Source organism: Streptomyces sp. NBC_00258, from assembly GCF_036182465.1.
Lineage (GTDB): Bacteria > Actinomycetota > Actinomycetes > Streptomycetales > Streptomycetaceae > Streptomyces.
Genome location: NZ_CP108081.1, coordinates 11,399,397 through 11,419,480, shown reverse-complemented (window position 1 = coordinate 11,419,480; position 20,084 = coordinate 11,399,397). Strand labels below are relative to the sequence as shown.

Annotated in this window: 17 protein-coding genes; 9 read left to right on the top strand and 8 right to left on the bottom strand. The window is 68.4% G+C overall.

The window, feature by feature from the left end; genetic code table 11:
• The first annotated feature begins 212 nt into the window (after positions 1-212).
• From OG718_RS50630 to OG718_RS50615, 5 genes are all read left to right on the top strand, one after another.
• Complete coding sequence (locus tag OG718_RS50630) at positions 213-1,808, top strand: ISL3 family transposase (protein ID WP_328847444.1); 1,596 nt, start codon at positions 213-215, stop codon at positions 1,806-1,808.
• A gap of 875 nt (positions 1,809-2,683) precedes the next feature.
• Positions 2,684-2,809 carry a hypothetical protein gene (locus tag OG718_RS50625; RefSeq protein WP_328847443.1) on the top strand — a complete coding sequence of 42 codons (126 nt, stop codon included), beginning with the start codon at positions 2,684-2,686 and terminating at the stop codon, positions 2,807-2,809.
• 67 nt (positions 2,810-2,876) lie between these two features.
• Positions 2,877-3,284 (top strand): peptidase inhibitor family I36 protein, encoded by a 408-nt coding sequence (locus tag OG718_RS54525; RefSeq protein ID WP_143643142.1) that lies wholly within the window; start codon positions 2,877-2,879, stop codon positions 3,282-3,284.
• Between the two features lie 75 nt (positions 3,285-3,359).
• Positions 3,360-3,875 carry a transposase gene (locus OG718_RS50620; RefSeq protein WP_328847442.1) on the top strand — a complete coding sequence of 172 codons (516 nt, stop codon included), beginning with the start codon at positions 3,360-3,362 and terminating at the stop codon, positions 3,873-3,875.
• Positions 3,876-4,031: 156 nt separating this feature from the next.
• Positions 4,032-4,157, top strand: a complete 126-nt coding sequence (locus OG718_RS50615) for a hypothetical protein (protein ID WP_260695737.1) — start codon at positions 4,032-4,034, stop codon at positions 4,155-4,157.
• 22 nt (positions 4,158-4,179) lie between these two features.
• On the opposite strand, the gene OG718_RS50610 is transcribed toward OG718_RS50615, so the two are convergent.
• Positions 4,180-5,046: an IS5 family transposase gene (locus OG718_RS50610; protein WP_328847441.1), complete on the bottom strand. Its 867-nt coding sequence runs from the start codon at positions 5,044-5,046 to the stop codon at positions 4,180-4,182.
• A gap of 201 nt (positions 5,047-5,247) precedes the next feature.
• Here OG718_RS50610 and OG718_RS50605 point away from each other — a divergent pair, with 201 nt between their 5' ends.
• Complete coding sequence (locus OG718_RS50605; protein WP_328847440.1) at positions 5,248-5,667, top strand: hypothetical protein; 420 nt, start codon at positions 5,248-5,250, stop codon at positions 5,665-5,667.
• A 762-nt stretch (positions 5,668-6,429) separates the two neighbouring features.
• On the top strand, positions 6,430-7,635 hold the full coding sequence (locus OG718_RS50600; protein ID WP_328847977.1) for an MFS transporter: 1,206 nt from the start codon (positions 6,430-6,432) through the stop codon (positions 7,633-7,635).
• A gap of 259 nt (positions 7,636-7,894) precedes the next feature.
• On the opposite strand, the gene OG718_RS50595 is transcribed toward OG718_RS50600, so the two are convergent.
• The 5 genes from OG718_RS50595 to OG718_RS50575 all read right to left on the bottom strand — a co-directional run bounded on the left by OG718_RS50595 (position 7,895) and on the right by OG718_RS50575 (position 14,743).
• Entirely contained in the window at positions 7,895-8,959 is a 1,065-nt protein-coding gene (locus tag OG718_RS50595) for a quinone oxidoreductase family protein (RefSeq protein WP_328847439.1), read from the bottom strand.
• Between the two features lie 713 nt (positions 8,960-9,672).
• Positions 9,673-10,803 (bottom strand): sensor histidine kinase, encoded by a 1,131-nt coding sequence (locus OG718_RS50590; RefSeq protein ID WP_328847438.1) that lies wholly within the window; start codon positions 10,801-10,803, stop codon positions 9,673-9,675.
• 22 nt (positions 10,804-10,825) lie between these two features.
• Complete coding sequence (locus OG718_RS50585; RefSeq protein WP_143643136.1) at positions 10,826-11,530, bottom strand: response regulator transcription factor; 705 nt, start codon at positions 11,528-11,530, stop codon at positions 10,826-10,828.
• A 558-nt stretch (positions 11,531-12,088) separates the two neighbouring features.
• The gene (locus OG718_RS50580) at positions 12,089-13,240 is read right to left on the bottom strand and encodes an amidohydrolase family protein (protein ID WP_328847437.1); all 1,152 of its coding nucleotides are present in this window, start codon (positions 13,238-13,240) and stop codon (positions 12,089-12,091) included.
• Between the two features lie 903 nt (positions 13,241-14,143).
• Positions 14,144-14,743 carry a TetR/AcrR family transcriptional regulator gene (locus OG718_RS50575; RefSeq protein WP_143643134.1) on the bottom strand — a complete coding sequence of 200 codons (600 nt, stop codon included), beginning with the start codon at positions 14,741-14,743 and terminating at the stop codon, positions 14,144-14,146.
• Between the two features lie 149 nt (positions 14,744-14,892).
• On the opposite strand from OG718_RS50575, the gene OG718_RS50570 reads away from it, so the two are divergent.
• Both OG718_RS50570 and OG718_RS50565 read left to right on the top strand, forming a co-directional pair.
• Entirely contained in the window at positions 14,893-15,687 is a 795-nt protein-coding gene (locus OG718_RS50570) for an alpha/beta fold hydrolase (protein WP_328847436.1), read from the top strand.
• A 180-nt stretch (positions 15,688-15,867) separates the two neighbouring features.
• Positions 15,868-16,239: an antibiotic biosynthesis monooxygenase family protein gene (locus OG718_RS50565; protein ID WP_055612992.1), complete on the top strand. Its 372-nt coding sequence runs from the start codon at positions 15,868-15,870 to the stop codon at positions 16,237-16,239.
• 141 nt (positions 16,240-16,380) lie between these two features.
• Here OG718_RS50565 and OG718_RS50560 read toward each other — a convergent pair whose 3' ends face one another.
• On the bottom strand, positions 16,381-18,039 hold the full coding sequence (locus OG718_RS50560; RefSeq protein ID WP_328847435.1) for a (2,3-dihydroxybenzoyl)adenylate synthase: 1,659 nt from the start codon (positions 18,037-18,039) through the stop codon (positions 16,381-16,383).
• Positions 18,032-20,083, bottom strand: a complete 2,052-nt coding sequence (locus OG718_RS50555; RefSeq protein WP_328847976.1) for an acetate--CoA ligase family protein — start codon at positions 20,081-20,083, stop codon at positions 18,032-18,034. Before OG718_RS50555 ends, OG718_RS50560 begins: the two co-directional genes overlap by 8 nt.
• Position 20,084: the final 1 nt, after the last annotated feature.

Here is a 20,084-nt window from a genome sequence, read left to right as displayed (position 1 = left end):
CAACCCCGATGGTGACGTCAGAATTCGCGAACATCCTTCTGGGCCATCACCTGGTGCCGTCAGCTTTCACGAACAACTGACGTCACCAACTAGGCTCTGGTCCACTTCGTGTGGGTGTGCGCGCAGGGTGACTGTTGATCTTCGGGCGATGGCAGTTGAGGTCGCCCGAAAATCGCTCGGCTGGACGATGGTGTGGTCGACAGTCTTTCGCCGTGAACGAAGTGCTGTCGCAGCTGGATGAGGTGCTGTTCTCCTCGGTCGAGGGCGTGTTGATCGAGTCGGTCGAGGTGACCGACACGGTCGTCCGGGTCGAGGCTCGTACGACCGCAGGACGGGCGGCCTGTCCGGAGTGCGGATACTGGTCTGGGCGAATACATGGCTCCTACCTGCGTTTTCCTCGTGATCTGCCGACAGCGGGCAAGCTGGTCGTGGTGTCGTTACGAGTGCGGCGGTTCGTCTGCGCGGAGGACTCCTGCGCGCGCAAGACCTTCGCTGAGCAAGTACCTGGGCTCACGCGCCGGTTCGGACGACGGACCGAGCGGTTGCGATCGACGCTGATGTCGGTCGGTCTCGCGCTGGCGGGCCGGGCAGGCGCCCTCATGACGGATGCTTTCAAGATCCCGGTCAGCAGGAACACCTTGTTGAGGCTGATCGCCTCGCTCCCGGACCCCGCCACCACTACACCCCGCGTGGTCGGCGTGGACGAATACGCCCAGCGCAAGGGCCGGATCTACGGAACCGTGCTCGTCGACGTCGAAACACGACGTCCGATCGACCTCCTTCCCGACCGGGAGGCAGACACGCTCGCGGCCTGGCTCGCCGAGCGGCCCGGCATCGAGATCATCTGCCGTGACCGGGCCCCGTTCTTCGCCGAAGGCTCCACCCGCGGCGCCCCGCAGGCCCTCCAAGTCGCCGACCGCTGGCATCTGTGGCACAACCTGGGCGAAGCTGCCGGGAAATGCGTCTACCGGCACCGCGGCTGCTTGCGCCCCACGCCGGCGCAGCCTGAAGAACCAGAAGAAGAGCCGGAGCCGACCGCATCGTCGCCCTGGCCCACAGGGCACCGGTTCGCCGAACGCACCCGCGCCAAACACGCCACCATCCACGCTCTCCTTGCCGCCGGGCACAGCAAGCGATCCGTCGCCCGGCAACTCGGCATGACCCTCAACACCGTCCTGCGCTTCTCCCGCGCCACCACCCCGGAGGAGATGTTCACCGGCCAGTGGCAAAGCCGTGCGACCAGGCTCGACGACTACAAGCCCTACCTTGATCAGCGCTGGCAGGAAGGCTGCACCAACGCCTGGAAACTGTGGGAGGAGATCAAGGAACAGGGCTATCCACGCGGATACGCCAGCGTCCGCGACTACGTCAGCAGGACTCTTCGAGGCAAGCCCCAACCGGTCGGCCCCCGACCGCCATCAGCCCGCGCCGTCACACGCTGGATCCTCACGCACCCCGACGCTCTACCCGAAGGCGACCGGCTCCACCTCAAAGCCGCCTTGGCCAACTGCCCCGAACTGACAGCACTCGCCGAGCACGTGCGCTCCTTCGCCCACATGGTCACTCACCTGCAAGGACACCGGCTCCCCGAATGGATCGAAGCAGCCAGCGCCACCGCCGAACTGCCCAGCCTCCGCCACTTCGCTCAGCACCTCCTGCGTGACCTCGACGCCGTCACCGCCGGCCTCACTCTCCCCTGGAACTCCGGTGTCGTGGAGGGCCATGTCAACAGGATCAAGATGCTCAAGCGCCAGATGTTCGGCCGCGCAGGATTCGAACTCCTACGCAAACGGGTTCTATTGGCGTGACCGAGCGTCACCGAACCACACGAAGTGGACCAGAGCCACCAACTACCGACAGAACCAGCACGGGTGCTGCAGCCGTCGGTGGGGTTGGGGCCAGCGTTCCAGTGCTTGAAGGAGGTGCGTTGGTAGCTCTCCTGCGATTCGGTGCCCGGGGTCAGGCGGTCGATGGCGATGGCGATGGCGAGCGGCACGGTCTCCGCGGCGTGGGCCGGCGGGGCGGGGGCGAGCGGCAGGACGACCAAGGCGGCGGCCACAAGGCCCCGCAGAGCAGTCTTGATCACCTGCTGTTGATAGCGGCCGCGAGCGGCACGGCGGCCGCGGCGATGACGAGTGTGCGGGAGTGCTGCCGTAAGACAGTGGGGGCGGGCATGATGTTCTCCGTTCTCGCCCTTGCGGGCGGGCATGAGAGAGGCGCACCCCGAGTTGTCCAGGCGTAGGGGGTGCGCCTCTTGCTGTGTACGGGTGCGGTCAGAGGACGGCTTTGACGTGGGGCCGAGCCAACGCGCGGCGTAACGCTGCCGGCGTTGCCTGTGGCGAGGATCTGCTGCCCCGGCTCGCTTCCGGGAGGATGCAGGCCTACGGACCAGCTGGTGAACCCCGTAGGACAGCTTCTGACGCTGTCATCATGTCGCGCCGGCTGGTGCGGGCGCCGAAGCCTGCCCCTCACGAGAACTTCCCTCACGGGCGGCTCCCCTTCGCCCGCTGGCAGTCACGGCACAACAATTCGTCAGTACCGGAACCCGAAACATTGTCTGAAGTAGTGAAAGGGAGCTGCCAGACAATCGGTCAACCGTGGAAGCTCATGCCCTGCGCCCCGCAAAGAGGCCGGCACGTGACCGCTCCAAGCGGCACCGGATCCCGGGAAACAGGAGGAGGCAGTGCGCAAAGCTGTATTGGGCTTGTTCGTGGCACTGGCCGCGGTGCTCGCGGTAGTACCGCTCGCCGGCGCCGACCAGAGCGAGACCGTCGCCTGCTGCGGCCCGATGCCGCCCAGCCAGACGTAAAGGGCACTCACCGCGAGCTCGGATCTGACCGAAGTCCGGGCTCATCCATGAAAGGGGAAGGACGTATATGAAACTGCGCATGCTCCTCGCCGGAGGCGCCGCAACTATCGCGGCCGTCGGTCTGATGACAGCACCCTCGAGTGCCGCGGCCCAAGAGTCGACTGGTCTGCAGTTCGGACGCTCGGCACAGGCCTGGGACTGCCCGCAGGGGAACGTCTGCTTCTACGAGGGCGCTGACGGAACCGGCTCGTGGTGCGGGTCGGCATCTTCAATACCGGACTCGGGATGTGGCATCCGTCGCTCGTTCTTCAACAACGGCTACGCATCTCCCGGCCAAGATCACGTGCGCGTGTACGACTACGCCAACTACGGGGGCACCATGCACGGGTGTCTTCACTACGGGTGGGCGGAAGGGCGCGGCAACTTTGCTGGCGCCGTGTACATCGGTTCCTACCGGTGGGGAGGGGAGTGCTGACACCTTGGCGGTGACGTGATGGCCAGGCTCGCTTCGGTGAAGTCGATACGGCCTCAACCGTTCCAAGTGCGCTCAATGCACCCGCCATCAGCCCTCGCCCCGGCGCATCTGCTCTTGGGCAACGGTGGCGAACCTCGAAAGCCAAGACCCGCTTCTAGAGCCCCGCACCCGGGGCAGTGCCCTGGGTGCGGGGACTACCCTCCCTGGCGCACGATCTACGGGTTCGCCAGACGATGGGCCGCTGCCGGGATCCTGGGCGTCATCCGCGACCAACTCCGCCGCCGCATCCGCCTCGCCGCGGGCAAAACACCCCAGGCCGCGTCGGTCATCGTCGACTCCCAGTCGATCAAGGCGTCCGAGACCGTGAGCAAGGCGACGCGCGGTTGGGACGGTGAGAAGTTGATCAACGGGAGGAAGCGGAATCTGATCTGCGACCACCGCAGTCTGGTGCTGCTGGTCATGGTCACCCCGGCCGACGCCCAGGACTCCCTCGTTGCCCGGGAGTTGCTGCTCCGCCTCGCCCTGATGCACCCGGAGATCGCCATAATCTGGGCCGACTCGGGATACGCCAAGAACGGGCTCATTCCCTGAGCGAGGACGTATCTCGACATCACCGTCAAGATGGTCCGGCGCCCGCCGAACGCCAAGGGCTTCATCGTGCTACCACGCCGCTGGGCGGTTGAACGGGCTTGGTCGTGGGTCATGAGAGCCCGTAGGCGCTGCCATGACCACGAACGACTGCCCGAGATGAGTGAAGCGCTTATCACCTGGGCGGCCATCACGTTGATGACCAGGCGCCTCACCCGTCGCACGGCCCGCCCCGCCGAACGCCGCGACATCGCCCACGGCTACGTGATGCCCGAAGCCGCCTGAGAGGTCGTTTTCTCCCGTTGTTTCATCCCGGAAAGGCTATTTGATCCCAGGGTGTCGGGTCGCGCCAGGAGATGGTGGCTTCGCCGGTGAGGCGGCGGGCCATCAGGTCGGTCATGGCCAGCTGAATCACGGCTTCGGAGCGTGCGGGGAGGGTTTCGTAGTCGCGGGCCAGGCGGCGATGGAACATCAGCCATCCGTAGGTGCGCTCCACGGTCCAGCGCTTCGGCAACGGGGAGAATCCCCTGGTTCCGGGGGTGCGTTGGACGATTTCCATGTCGATGCCGAGGGCCGCGGCGTGCTCGATGAGGTGCTGGCGGTAGCCACCGTCCACCCAGACCTTGCGAATGGTGGGGTGCGCGGCGGCCACCTGGTCGATCAGGCCGGTGCCCGCGACGGAGTCCTGCACGCCGGCGCCCGTGACCAGCACCGCGAGCAGCAGGCCGAGGGTGCCGGTGACGATGCTCCGCTTGCGGCCCACAATCTTCTTCGCCGCATCCGTGCCCTGGCCTGCGGCCGGGACGCTGGTGGAGGTCTTGACGCTCTGGGCGTCGATCACGCATGCGGACGGCTCTGCACCCCTGCCCTCCTTATGCCGTAACAGTCGCCAGAGCAGGCCGGTGAGCTGGGCGAACACACCACCCTTCTGCCACTTGGCGAAGTATCCGTACACGGTTTCCCAGGGTGGAAAGTCGTGCGGCAGGTAGCGCCACTGCACCCCGGTGCGGTCCACGTACAGGATCGCGTTCATGATCTCGCGCTCGTGCTCGGGCGGGCGGCCGATGTTCAGCGCATACCGGCGCCGCTCGGCCCGCCATGCCGACAGCGCCGGCTCGATCAACGCCCAGCGGGCATCGGACAGGTCACTTGGATACGCACGGCTTTGGGTCATGACCAGGTGTTACCGCCGGACAGGGGGTGTGCGCCCAGGCGTGCGTCCCAGCGTTGGAAGCACGGACCAGGTGGCCTCGTCGGAAACTGCTCCTTCCGCAACCTTTGTGACGGTCACTTTGTGAAGTCCCGCTTGATGGCAACTCCATTTGAGTAGCCGTACTCAGGCGTGTGGCTGTCCGTCCGCTTCAGCATGGTGAACATGTTGAAGTGGGTCCTGGACCTTGGCCTGGCGGTCCTGTTGTCAGGGCTCGAAGTGGCGGGGCTGGTTGCCTTCTGGTTCGTCGAAGGCATGAAGAAGTGGGCTGCCAAGGGAGAGCCGGTTCCCGGTGAGACGAGTCGGCTCTTCCTGGTGCTGAGCGTGGGGTCGACTTCCTCGGCGCTGATCAGCTACGGCTTCTCTTGGGCTGATCTGCCGGTGGCCTGCGCGTCTCAGGCGGTCTTGGCTGCACTTCTCGCGTTGCTGCTGATCCTGGGTGCAGGAACCGAATGCGGCGAGCGGATCAGCAGATACCGACTACGGCGCCGTCTTCGTCGGCAACGTCGCCGCTGGCACGACTCCCAGCGCGAAGTAGGTGGACATGCATCGGCTCCGGTCCGCCGATGCTGGCGGCGGTGGTGACCTCTCGTCACTGAACCGGCTCATGCGGCGGACGTCCTGGGATGAGACAGGTGTAAGGCGCGTTCCGCCTCTCCGGACACCCCACACGACCCATCCCCTGCATCCGACTCGTCAGCCCCATGACAACGACACCCACACACCAAGAAATACGGAGGAATATTCACTTAAAGGGTTAAAAGGACCTCTAATAGGAATGCGGGTTGGCCGGTTGGGTCGGTCGCGGACGCACACGGACCCTGCCGCACTCCAGTCGGGGCACCACGTCGCGGGCACTTCCACGGCGCGCCCTCACTTTCGTCCAAGAGTCCTCGACCTTTGTCCATGGATGGGGCCGCCTCCAGGGTCGAGGGTGGACCCATGAGTGAATTCAGCATCGGGGACACGGACTTGCTGCTGGACGGGCGACCGGGGCGGCGCGCTGCACGACGAGTCACCGCGCAGACGTCACCGTCGTAGGACTCGACACGCCCGATCGGCGGCCGCTGGTGCCGCAGCGAGAGGTTCCGGGGTTTCCGGGAGTTCCCCACGGAGTACGCGGACGGCTCCCCTGCCGGACGCACCGCCGTACTCGCCACACCCACGCGGGTCCTTGGTGAGGTGGTCATCGCGGAACTCACCACACAGGCCCCGATCCGATTGGGCCAGAACCCGGGAACTCATGCCGCCCGTAGTCCACTTGAGTTCCTTCTGAAGGGAGTCGAACAGCACGTGGGAGACAGCACCAGCTCCATTGCCTATGGCAGCGTGATCGAGCGGCGACGGATGCCGAGTGGACTGGTGGCGCTGGCACTCGGCGGTTTCGGCATCGGGCTGACCGAGTTCCTGATCGCTGGGCTGCTGCCGCAGGTGGCATCGAGTTTCGCGGTGTCCGAGGCGGCGGCGGGGTGGCTGATCTCCGGGTACGCGTTGAGTGTCGCGGTCGGCGCGATCGCGCTGACCGCGGCGACGGCGCGACTGCCCCGCAAAGGGGTCCTGGTCGGTCTCGTGGCGCTGTTCGTCGTCGGCAACCTGTTGTCCGCTCTCGCGCCGAGCTATCCGGTGATGTTGCTCGGGCGGATCGTCGCGGCGTTGTGCCACGGGTCGTTCTTCGGTATCGGATCACTGGTCGCTCGCAGCCTGGTGGCACCGGAGAAGAAGTCCCGCGCGGTGGCGGTCATGTTCGCGGGGCTGACGCTTGCGAACGTGCTGGGCGTGCCCTTCGGCGCGCTGGTGGGTGAACGCTGGGGCTGGAGAGTGGCCTTCTGGGCGGTCACCGCAATCGGCGTGCTCGCGCTGGGGGGAATCGCCGCCTTCGTCCCCGACGGGGCGGGAGACACGCGGCAGCCGACAGCGACGGGCCACTCGGATCTGACACCGGTCCACGGCTTGCGCGCCCAGTTCCGTGCGTTCCGCTCCTGGCAGGTCTGGCTGACGTTGACGGCCACCGCGCTCAGCTACGGCGGGATGTTCGGTGCGTTCAGCTACATCGCCTACACGTTCACCGAGGTGGGCGGCTTCCCCCCCGCGGATGTCGCCTGGCTGCTGATGGTGTACGGCGCCGGTCTGGTCGTCGGAAACCTGGTCGGCGGACGAGCGGCCGACCGCGACCGTGACCGCGCCCTGGTCCTTGCCCTGCTCGGGCTTGCCGTGACCCTGGCCGTGTTCGGTCTGCTGGCCGACAGCGCCACCGCCTCGGTGATACTGGTCTTTCTGATGGGGCTGTTCGGGTTCGCCAGCGTGCCCGGCATGATCACACGCGTCACCGACTTCGCCCACGGGGCGGCGCTGGCCGCCAGTGCCAACGTGTCCGCGTCCAACATCGGCAACGCGCTCGGCGCCTGGCTCGGGGGCCTGGCCATCACCGCCGGCCTCGGCTACACCGCGCCGCTCTACGTCGGGGCGGGCATCGTCCTGATCTCCGTCATCGTCATGGCCGTTGCCGCACGCCAGGCCAAGTCACCCGCGCAGCAGACCGAGTACTGCGCATGAATCGACACCGGCCCGGCCCGTAGGACGTTGGGAGCGCCCACCGTGTCGGCATGGTCCGTATGGCCGCAGACGAAGCAGTGGAACTCTTCCTGCACCTATCAGGGCGCGCAATGACCTCTTTCCGTAGTACCGGGAGTATCGGCGGCCCAAGTCGCTCACGGGCCGGGGCCGGCACGTCTCGCGCGCCGGCTCCGACGCCGTATCCAGCCCGTACGGAGCGCTGTTGGCCGGCAGCCCTCATGAGGTCATCGACAAGATGTCATGGCAGGAGGAGCACTTTGCCGGTCTGTCGTTGGCTTTCCAGGTACGAGTGGGCCTCGGCTGCTTCTGCCAGGGGGTAGGCCCGGTCGATGATGGGGTTGATCTTTCCGTCTGCCAGCAGTTCCAGGCACAGTTGCTGGTCCCGCAGGGTCGCCCCGCGCACGCTGGCGATCTTTACCTGCCCGCCGATGAGGGCGAGTGCGTCCAGCTCGAGCCGGGATCCCTGGTCGGTCGGTGTGCCCAGGACGATGACCGTGCCGCCGAGCCGTATGCAGGAGAGGGAGAGCTGGAAGAAGTCGTTGCCGCCGACACAGTCCCAGACGGCGTCGGCGCCCAGACCGCGCGTCAGCTCCCTGACCTGTGCCGGCAGTCGGGGATCGGTGGAGTGCACGATGTGGTCGTAGCCGAGATTCCTGAGCGCTTCGTCGCGGTCCGGCTTGGTGGTGGTGCCGATGACGGTGGCTCCGCTCAGCTTCGCCAGTTGTGCGCAGGCGATCGCCATCCCGCCGCTGGCGCCGGTGATGACCACCGTGTCGCCGGGACCGACAGGTGCTTGCCGCGCACAGTTGAGCGGGGTGGTGTAGGTCCACATGGTGGCTGCGGCTGTCTCGTACTCGATGCCGTCGGGGATGGGCAGGATGGCGTCCTGGCGACGTGCGACGTACTCGGCGTATCCGCCGAAGACCTGGTGTCCGGGGTAGGCGGTGTCGATGCACAGGTTCTCGAGCCCGCGTAGGCACAGGGCGCAGTTACGGCACGGCGGGTGCGGAAGCTGCACCACCCTGTCGCCGGGGCGCCACCTGGTGACGTTCTCGCCGGTGGCGACGATTTCACCGGCCGCGTCCCGGCCGAGCTGGAAGGGCACAGGCCACGGCGGCCGTCCCGGGAGTGGCTGCGGCAAGTTGCCTGAGCGATACCGCAGATCCCAGCTGTTGACGGCCGTGGCGTGCACGCGCATCAGGATGTCATCGGGGCCGACCTCGGGAATCGGCGCCTCGACGTACTTGAGCACCTCGGGCCCGCCGTGTTCGAACAGGCGGACCGCCATCATGGTCTGTTCCACTGTCACGTTCCTTCACATCGTTACGCGGTTCATCAAGGGACTCCATGGAGCTGCCTGCGCCGCGCCCACCCGGTGACATCCTGGGCGAGCGCACGTCGGCCAGACGGCTTACCAGGGATGGATCGGCAACTGACCAGTCCGACGACCGGCCACTTGGTCCCGGGGGCGGTGGGCGTCAGTTCGAGGTATCCACGTCCCCGCTCGACTCCAGATGAAGGAGCGCTCCGAGCACGACGGAACCGGACAGCGCGGTGCGCGCGACCGACGTCAGGTGCCGCACAGCATGGTGATCAACGGGGGTCGACGGCGGGACGGGATAGGCCTGCATGCCCTCCAGGCAACAGCCGACTCATAAAGCACGTACCGCTGGGCGCATGAAGCTTCCATGAAGCCGGCTCTCCACGCCGGCGCCCACTCCCCTGTCCCCGACCGAGATGCCGGTGACGCCCTCGCCGACCTGGTCGACGACGCCCGACCGCTTGCGCGCCCAGGACGGCGAGGGAAGGGCACGGGGAGTAAGCGCTGCAGCCGACCGCGGCAAACTCTGCCGGACCGAGCGATTCTCGTGACACCGGCCGTGTCACGCGTCGTGGCAGCCGCACGCGCCCTCGCCGTCTTCGAGGACGGCGACGTGCACTGGGCGCACTGCTCGGTCTCCTTCACGGCCGCGACCCGCTCGTCACCGCCGCTCCGGAGGCGATGGGGCGATGGAGTCAGCGGGAGCCTGAGGAATGCCGCCCGCTGGGGGTGGGTTCCTGCGGTAGGCGCAAGGTGAACGTTGCTCCCTTGCCCAGCCCGGCGGATTCCGCGGTGATGTCTCCGCCGTGGGCGCGGGCGATGCCCCGGGCGATGGTCAGGCCGATGCCGCTGCCACCGGCGGCAGCGGGTCGGCCGGGATGCTCGAGGCGTTCGAAGCGGTGGAAGATGCGCTCGAGGTCGTGTTCGGCGACGCCCATGCCGTCGTCCGTGACGCGGACGATCACGTGGTGGCCGGGAGACGGTTCGGTGTGCACGGACAGCGCCACATGCCCGTACGGATCGCATGCCGCCAGCGCGTTGCCGAGCAGGTTCACCAGGATCTGAGTGATCCGGTCCGGGTCGCAGGAGGCGCTGACGCGGGTGCCCGCGTCGACGGCGAGGGCTACCGTCTGGTCCTCGTACTGGGGGCGCAGTCGCTCGGCTGTGGCCCGTGCCAGCGTGGCCACGTCGGTGGGCTTGCGATGAAGATCGAAGGCAGCCTCCTCCGACCGGGACAGGCTGGAGAGGTCGCCTGCCAAGCGCTGCAGCCGGTGAAGGTCGTCGGCGAGGGAGGCGAACATCGCCTCGTCGGGGATGAAGATGCCGTCGGCCACGCCCTCGATCTGGCCGCGTAGGAGGGTGATGGGGGTCCGCATCTCGTGGGCCACCTCCGAAATGAGCCGGGCGCGACGGCGTTGGGTGTCGGCGAGGGCTGCCGCCAGCGTGTTGACGTCTTCGACCAGCGCCGCCAGGCCCGGCTCGCTGGGGAGTTCGAGGATGTCGTCGTAATGTCCCTCGGCGAGCCGGCGCGTGGCGGCTCGCACCTTGTCGAGCGGACGCAGCAGAAACCGGGACAGGGCGACGGACGCCGGGAAAGCCGCGCCCAGTCCGAACAAGAGGCCGATCTGCAGGACCACGTCGCCTTCGATGTCGTCAAGTCCGAGCCACACCTCGATCAGCGCGCTGATCGCCGCCATGGCCGCCAGTGCCAGGAGGAGCACCATGACGTGCGAGAGCACCAGCCGGTTGCGCAGCGACATCCGCTGCTGGATTCGGCGCAGCCGCGCACGATATGTGCGGTAGGCCGGGAAGCCGGGGGACGGCATGGCTGAGTGTCCTTCCTGGCCGTCAGACGGGGCGCCCGACGAACCGGTAGCCGATGGTGCGGACGGTGCCGACGAAACGGGGTGCGCTCGCCTCGTCGCCCAGCGCGCGCCGCAGAGTACGGATGTGTACGTCCACGACGCGCTCGTCGCCGAAGAAGTCCTCGCCCCACACGTGGGTCAGCAGTCCGCGCCGGGTGAAGACCCTCCCAGGGGCCCCGGCCATTGCGAGCAACAGATCGAAGTCGAGAGCGGAAAGCTCCACCGTCCGGTCGGCATCGACGAGGACTGTTCGTGTCTCGGGATCGACAGTCAGACCGTCGAAGCGCAGCACGGCGTCCTCTTGCGCCGCATCGGGGCGGCTGTCGGTGCGCCGCAGGATGGCACGTACCCGTAGTGCCAGTTCGCGGGGGCTGAACGGCTTGGTGACGTAGTCGTCGCTGCCGGTGGTGAAGCCGATCAGCCGGTCGACTTCCTCGTCCCGGGCGGTGAGCATGATTACCGGGATCTGGCTCGCCTCCCGGATGCGGCGCAGGACCTGGAATCCGTCCAGCCCGGGGAGCATCACATCGAGCACAACGAGGTCCGGCCGGTCGCGGGTGACCGCTTGCAGGGCGGACGGTCCGTCCGCGGCTTCGACGACGTGGAATCCGTCCGCCTCCAGGTAGCCGCGCACGGTCATGCGGATCTTGGGTTCGTCATCGACGACCAGAACGCGCTGCGTACTCATCGTGCTCGCTTTCGCCCGAGGTGGGGAGGGAAGGGGAGGGCCGTCATGGCCGCGGGGTGACCGGCGGCGTGGAGGTGGAGGGCCTCGAATGTGACCAGCGTACGGGGGATGTCTTGGTCGGTAACGATCTCCCGGACTGCCTGGCCCTTCCGGCACCGGGCCGCGGGGTCGTCGAGCAGTTCCCGCACGAATCCCCGTCACCGGTGCACGTTGTCGCCGCGCTCCACCTGCCGCACCTCGGCTTGGTCCTCGCCGGGCCGCGTACCCCGGCAGCCGAGCCCACCGCCGCACCGGGCCCGCCACCACAATGGGCCGAACGCCGGGAGCCGCGGTGATCTCACTGCGACAGGAGCGACGACCCGCCACGGTCGAAGCAGCCCTGTGCGAACCTGCTTCCCCGTCCTGCCTGCTTCCCCGTACTGCGGGCCGCGTTCGACCGGCAGGCGACGTCGATTTCCCGTCGATGGCCCCTCTGTCGGCCGCGCTGACCTTGCACAGAGCACCGCCCGCGCCCCGTCGGCGGGGCAGCGGGCGGCGGGCTCGGCTCGTGGTCGCGGCTCAGCGCGAACTGGCGCGGCGTATACGCGCCTTCAGCTTCGGGAACTGCTCGAGGGCGTTGGTCCGCTCCAGAGCGATCCGCTGGCGCCGACTGTAGATCTCGTCGACGGTCGGTTCGGGGTCGCCTGCCTTGAGATTCGGCAGGCTGCCCTTGAGGAAGGGCATCGTCTCGACGTTGTCAGCCGCGTAGAGGTGGCGGGTCGCGGGCCAGTCGCTGCCGAACATGATGTGGTCGTCGGGCACCAGCGACGCCAGCGGCTCCAACTGCGCGGCGGTGAACGCCTGTGCATTGTCGAAGAACATCCGCTTGATGTACTTGAGGGGTCCTTCCGGCAGCACCTCGTTGAACGGCGGGAAGGCCGAGTGCCGTGTCGCGAGCCGGAAGGCCAGGAACGGCAGTGCCCCGCCGCAGTGCGTGAAGTGCCAGCGGATGTTCGGGTAGTCCCGCAGGACACCGTTGTAGATCAGGCTCGTCATCGCACGGGTCGCGTCGAAGTTGTACTCGAAGACGTTGTTGCCGGCCGGGATGTCGGGGCCGAAGCAGAGCTTGGGAGCCGGGTTGTTCTCCGGACCCGTCGGGTGGACATAGACGTAGGCATGGCGGTCGTTGAGAACCTCGTACAGAGGCGCGAACGAAGGATCCCCCAGGTAGACGCCCTTGTAGTTGGTGAGCAGGCAGATGCCGTCGAGATCCAGCTCGCCGAGCGCTCGGTCCACCTCGGCCACCGAGCCCTCGATGTCGGGCATCGGGGTGACCGCGAAGATCCCGAACCGGTCGCCCCGGGCCTGCACGAGGTTGTGGGCGTAGTCGTTGACCGCGCGGGCGGTGGCGCGCCGGTCGTCGACCGGGCCGACGGTGACCTGGAGGTCGCCGAACGACAGGACGCTGGCCTGGATCCGGTACTGGTCCATGAAGGCAACGTGCCGCTCGACCGACCACGGACCGTACGCCCCGGTAATGGCGCCGAGGAGGCCGTAGCGCTGCAGGTAGTCGTTGTACACGTCGGGCGAGTAGTGCGCGTGGGTGTCGATACGCCAGTTGCCCTTCGGCAGTCCGGGACCGGACGATGCCGTCTCCGGACTGGCCATGGCAGCAGGCACCGTGGCCGCCGCAGCCGTGACGAGCGCCGCGGCCGATGCGCCTTCGATCATCCTTCGACGCGAGATGTTCCGTCGCAGGTTCATTTCAAGTTCCCCTCTTCGTTCTGGGTGCGAGTCAGGTCGTATGTGCGTGCGTCACGGCGCCGTCGCCAGGCCGGGCAGGGCCCACGCAGGACGCGATGGTCCCCGCCGTGATGAGGGCCGCCCTCTCCTCAGGCGGGTATGCGCGAGGTCCAGGCCGGTCCGGGAGCGCAAGCGGGTAGGCCGCTCCTCGGCCCGGCCAGTCGCCGCCAACAGGGCGATCCGACAGTCATGCGTGGGATCCCGATGGCGCCGACGTAGCCGGGCTGGCCGGCAGTCGGCTGCGGAGCGGACCCGCGAGCAACGCCGCCGTCCTCACCCGCACCCTGGTGAAGGCCGGCGGTTCCGTCCTGCAGCGCGTCATCGCCGACCTCCTGCCCAGCGGAATCCACGTGCTTGGACGACCCCGGGCGCAGGAACGCGCCGATCACAGCGGAGCCGGACAGCGCGGTGTCAACCGCCGTAGTCAGGTGCGGCACGGCAGGGTGGCCAACGCTGTCCACCGGTGGGATGAGGAGTGCGTGCATGACCGCCAGACAACAGCCGCCCCATAAAGCACGTACCGCTCAGCTCATGAAGCTTCCATGAAGCCAGTCGCCGGACTGACGCCCACTTCCCGAGGCGGTCTCCTGCTTCTTCCAGATTCAGGTGCCGCCCCGGCCGCCGTGCTGAGGAAGCTGACGCGGAGGGCCAGGTGCTGCCACCTGACTCGTACGACGAACGCGAGACTGACTCGGACGGGTCCGTCAGGAGTGGTGGTCAGCTCTTGGGAGCCTCAACTCGACGGGGGCGACGACGGATTGACACGAGTCCGCTTTCGCTGCCTGAACGCGGTTGTTCCGGTTGGTCTCTGTCAAGACCTCTCGGTGACTACTACTGGAAGTCCCGCGGCGTGTCGGCGTGCTGGAGCGTGGTGAGCCACTGGGTGACGACGGCGTCGATGAAGCTGTCGGTCACCTGGCCGCGGTCGAGGAAGAGGCGGGCGAGGACGGGCCCGTACAGCAGAGTGAACTCGTCGTCGCTGATCTGGATGCCCGAAGGCTCCAGCAGTTGGTTGAAGCCGGTGTAGCGGTCTTCGCTGATGCGGACGAGTGCCCGGGCGCTGTCGGGGTCGTGGTCGGCCTGAGCGGTGACGGCCAGTGCCGCGGTCCGCACGGCCGGGACGCTGACGCCGGCGCGCAGGCTTTTGAGCCAGGCGGTGGCCACGTCACGTACGTCGTTGCCCGGTTCGGGGTAGGTGCCGAGGTCGGGGCCTTCGAGGACGAGGTCGAAGAGGAGTGCGGCTCGGGTGGGCCAGTGCCGGTAGAGGGTCTGGCGGGTGACGTCGGCCCGCTCGGCCAGCAGGGCGTAGGTCAGCCCGGCCGGTCCGACCTGGGGCAGCAGTTCTCGTGCGACGGCCAGCACGCGGTTGCGGGTGCGCTGCACGCGCGGGTTGCCCGGGGTCGGCTGGCGGCGGTGGAGGGGCTGCTTCATGCCGCCACCCTACCCACACATCATACATTGTGTGTGATTGAGGTCACACTCCAATCCGAATCATACGTTGCGTGTGATAGTTCTTGGAGCGTAATCACACGCACTGGATGATTCACTTGTCACGGTGCACCTTCGAAAGGTGAACAGCCATGTCATCTCGGAACCTGCTCGCACCCTCGTTCGCCCGCACCCGCCTGGGCTCCGGCCCCGGCCTGCTCCTCGCCCACGGCGCCGGCAGCAGCCTGGCCGGCACCTACGGCCCCGTCCTGGAAGCACTCGCCGCCCGCCACACCGTCGTCGGCATCGACTACCCCGGCAGCGGCGAAACTCCCCGCTCCACCACCCCGCTGTCCGTCGACGACCTCGCCGACCAGCTCATCGCCGCCGCCGACGCGGAGGGCCTCGACCGCTTCGCCGTGTCCGGCTACTCCCTCGGCGGCCCGGTCGCCATCCGCGCCGCCACCCGCCACCCCGAGCGCGTCACCGCACTCGTCCTGACCGCCGCCTTCCCGCACCGCGACAACCGGCTCGCTCTCGCCTCCTCGGTCTGGAGCAAGATCGCCGCATCCGGCGACCGCGAACTGCTCGCCGAATTCCAGCTCATGATGGCCCTCGGCACCCAGGCACTGGAGTCCATGCCCGCCGAACAACTGCAGCAGACCCTCGGCTACGTCGCCGCCGGCGCGGCCGACGGCAGCTCAGAACAGACCGACCTCGTCGGCCGGCTCGACGTCCGGGACGACCTCGCCGGCATCACCGTCCCCACCCTGGTCATCTCGACCACCGACGACCGGCTCGTCTCCACCGCTCTGCACCGCCGGCTCGCCGAGACCATCCCCGGCGCCCAGCTCGCGGACATCGCCACCGGCCACCTGCCGATGCTGGAACGAACCGACGAATGGCTGCAGCTCACCACCGACTTCCTCGACAAGCACCACGCCTGACGGCGCACATCGATGAAGGGCCAAGCAGCGAACAGCGGCGGGGCCCCTCACTCGGACCGCCCATTGATCGCGAGTCACTTACAAGCCCAAGTGATGGACTTGGCCGCCTCCCGGTCCCGAATCACTTGAATCTCTGTGGGTTCGTAGACCCACTTCCCCTCTCGAGTTCATGGAGGAATCATGCTCAGCTTCGGCAATCTCGACGGATCCACCCACTTCCGCGACCAGCAGAAGGAGAAGGCCGGCCCGGTCACCATCATCAACACGTTCGTCGCCCCGGAAGGCAAGGAGGACGAGGTGGTGGCCGCCTGGACGGACGACGCGGAGTACATGAAGAAGTCGGGGAGCCTTCTTTCAGTGCAGCTGTACCGGGGCATAGGCGGCAGCCGGCTGTTCACCAACGTCGCGGTCTGGAAATCCACCGAGCACCTCCGTGCAGCGCTCGGCACGCCGGAGTTCGCCTCGCACCTGGAGCGCTACCCCGCCGGCACCGTCGCCTACCCGCACCTGTACCAGAAGTTCGCTGTCGAGGGCGTCTGCGAAGGGGAATGACGACCGCTCCCCGGTTCCGGGCTGTACGTCGCCACGCACACGACGCGTGGCGACGTACAGCCCCTGGGCCGCCGGACGACCAGCGGAAGCGGCAGCATCACCGCAAAGTCGTCCGCCCGTCCTCCGCGGCGGCGAACACTGTCACACCGTCTCGACGGAGTCTGCCTTGCCACGGACGACTTCCCGCAGACGCTTCTTGTCGATCTTGCCGACCTTCGTCAGCGGAAGTTCGTCCAAGACCAGCAGGTCCTCGGGGAGTTTGTAGCGGGCCACCTGCATCGTGGTGAGGGCGGCGCGGACCGATTCGAGAGTCAGGTCGGTGCCCGGTTCGAGTACCACCACCACGCACACCCGCTCCCCCAGGTCCGGATCGGGCTTCGCGACGGCGGCGACGCGGGCGACACCAGACAGGCGGTAGATGAGGTTCTCGACCTCCTCGGCGGAGATCTTCTCGCCGCCCCGGTTGATGAGGTCCTTGTCGCGCCCTTCGACGACGAGGTTGCCCGAAGGGTGCAGCCGGACGATGTCACCGGTGCGGTACCAGCCGTCAGGGGTGAACGCGCGGGCGTTGTGCTCGTCAGCCCGGTAGTAGCCGCGCGGGGTGTACGGGCCGCGGGTGAGGAGGGCGCCCATGCTCCCGGGAGGTACGGGGTTGTCGGAGGCGTCGACGATGAGGATTTCGTCATCGGGGCACACGGGGCGTCCCTGGGTTTCGATCCTGATGTCCTCGGGGTCGTCCATGCGTGTGTAGTTCAGCAGCCCCTCCGCCATGCCGAAGACCTGCTGGAGCGTGCCGCCGAGCACCGGTTCGGCGCGGCGGGCGACCTCCGGGGCGAGGCGGGCGCCACCGACCTGCAGCAGTCGTAGCGCGGGTGGGGCGGCGTGGCGGCCGGAGGACACGGCTTCGATCCAGCGCTGGACGACGGCCGGCACGGCGGCGGTGACCGTCACACCCTCGGCGGACATCAGCGGCAGCACCTTGTCGGGGTCCGGAGTGCGGGCCAGGACCACACGGCCACCATTCATGAGCGTGCCCAGGATCCCGGGGCAGGCCAGGGGAAAGTTGTGTCCGGCGGGCAGGGCCACCAGGTAGACGGTGTCGGAGCCGAGGTCGCACACCTCGGCGCTGCGCCGCGCGTTGTACTCGTAGTCCTCGTGGGTACGGGTGATGAGTTTCGGCAGTCCGGTCGTACCGCCGGAGAGCAGGAAGACCGCGATGTCGCTGCTCTCCGGGGAGATCCGGTCGAGCCGGGCCCGTGCGGCGGCCGGGTCTTCGGCCGGTTCGGCCAGCGCGCGCAGATCCGTGGCATCGGTGCCGGCCGAGTCACCCGCGACGAGCAGCAGTCGTACGCTCGGCGTGGCTTCGGCGACCTCCCGCCCCAGTGCCTGGTGATCGAAGTCGCCGAGTCGGTCCGGTACGGCGATCGAGGTGACCTCGGCATGGGCTGCCAGGTAGCGCAGTTCGTGACCGCGGTGCGCGGGCATCGCCATCACGGGCGCGATCCCGGCCCGCAGACAGGCCAGGGTGAGCGTGACGAACTCCCAGCCGTTGTGCAGTTGGACGAGCATCGCGTCACCGGGATTGAGGCCGGAGTCCAGCAGACGGCACGCCAATCCGTCGGCCCGGTCGACGAGTTGACGGTAGGTCAGGCGTATGTCGCCATCCACGACGGCCACTGTGTCGCCGTAGGTCTCGGCCCATTCATGGAGGTACGAACCGAGCGGCCTGCCACGCCAGTACCCGGCCCCGCGGTAGCGGTCGGCCGCTTCCTCGGGCCAGGGGACGAATCCCTCACGCATCGTCGGATCCTCCTTGATCCTGGGGGTCACGCAGCAGCAGTACTGCGTCGAGCGCGACGACATCGCCGTCGGGCAGAACGCGCAGGGGATTGATCTCGCACTCGGCCACGGCGTTGTCGGCAGCGAGGGAGGAGAGCGCGAGCAGCACGTGGGTGAGCCGCGCGCGGTCGACCGGGGTGGCGCCGCGCGCCCCGAGGAACATTTCGCGGGTGGCGAGTTCGTCGAGCATCGCGTGGGCCTCGTGCGTAGGCAGGGGCGCGAGGCGCAGGGAGACGTCGCCGAGGATTTCGGCGGCCGTCCCTCCGGCACCCAAAGCCAGCACGGGGCCGAAAACCGGGTCGCGGCGTACACCGACGATGAGTTCGGGGCCCGTGGGGGCCATCTGCTCGACCAGGAGTGCGGGGCTTGCGGGCATGCGGGTGAGCGCGTCGTCGAGCTCCTCGTGCGTACGGATGCCGATCTGGACCCCGCCGATCTCCGTCTTGTGCAGGATCTCCGCGTCGAGGATCTTCACGACGACCGGTCCACCGAGCGCGTCGAGTGCCGCGTGCGCCGCGGCGGGGTCGGCGCACACCCGTCGTACGGGCGTACGGATGCCCAGGTCCGCGAGGACGCCCTTGGCGGTGTGCTCGTCGACAGGGCCGGACAGGGGCAGCGCGGGTGCACCCGGCGCGGTGACGACTGCGGCCTCCAGGCGGGCGCGGGCCGCCGCGTCCTCGACGAGCGCGCGGACCATGACCGATCCGGAGGCCGGGGTGGCCGCGCAGGGGATGCCGGCTTCGCCGAGTTGCCGGCGGGTCTGCCGCGCCTGTTCCTCGGGGCCGCCGACGACGGCGACGAGCGGGGTGGCCGTGCGGGCGGCGGCCAGCGCGGCCGAAAGGTCGACAGCCGTGGGTTCCAGCAGCCCGTAGACGGCGGTGACGTCGATGCCGGGGTCCTCCGAGACCCGCTCCACGACCTGTGTGAGCGCGGGCGAGGGGCGGCCGGTGTCGACGGGATTGCTGAGGTAGGTGAGGGCGGGGAGCAGCTCGCGCAGCTCCTTCACCGTCCGTTCGACCAGTGGTGGAACCTGGATGCCGTGGGAGCGCAGGGCATCGGTGAGCAGCAGTCCGGGTCCGGCCTGTGCGGTGACCAGGCCGATGCCTGGGCGTGGATTGGCCGGGAGCCGTACTCGGCTGAGGGCTGTGACGGCGTCTACGAGGTCGCGTTCGTCGTCGACGAGGACGGCTCCGGCCTGGCGCAGGGCCGTCCGTGTCACGCGCCAGGAAGTGGCCAGGGCGCCGGTGTGGGAGCGGGCGAAGTCACCGATGTCGCTGCGGCCCACGACCAGGGCCACGACAGGGACACGATCGGTCAGGCGGCGTACGGCCTCGGTGAGGCGGCGTCCTTCCGCGGCGGTCTCCACGTGCAGGGCGACGGCCCGTACGTCGTCGTCCTCGGCAACGTGGTCGAGGACGTCCGCCTGGGTGACGTCCAGGCTGTTGCCCAGCCCGACCCCGAGGCGCAGACCGACGCCGGCCTCGGCCAGGGCGAAGGCCAGCGCGTGGTTCACGCCTCCGCTGGCGGCCACGACCGCCACCGGGCCCGGTTCCAGATCGGCCACGCCCGGGACGAAGCTGGCCGTCAGTCGTCGGTGGGGAGCGAGGAAGCCTGAGGTGTTGGGCCCGAGGACACGGATGCCGGTGTCCCGCACCACCTCGGCCAGCGCCTGTTGCCGCAGCGCACCGTCGCCGCCGGCTTCCGCGAAACCGCCGGCGCACACCAGGGCGGCGCGAGCGCCGGCGGCCGCCGCGTCTCGGACGGCCCCGGCGGTGGCCGCGGCCGGGATGCAGGACACCACCAGGTCCGGTGCGGTGCCATGGGCCTCGGCGGCCTCGGCGACGGTCGGGAAGAAGCCCTGGCCGGGATCCGGCCGACCGGCGTTGACCTTCATCACCGGTCCGGGGAACGAGGCGAGGGAGTCGGTCATCGCCGAACCGAGCTTTCCGGGCGTGGCCGACGCACCGAGCACGGCGATGGCACGGGGCGCGAACAGTGCATCCATG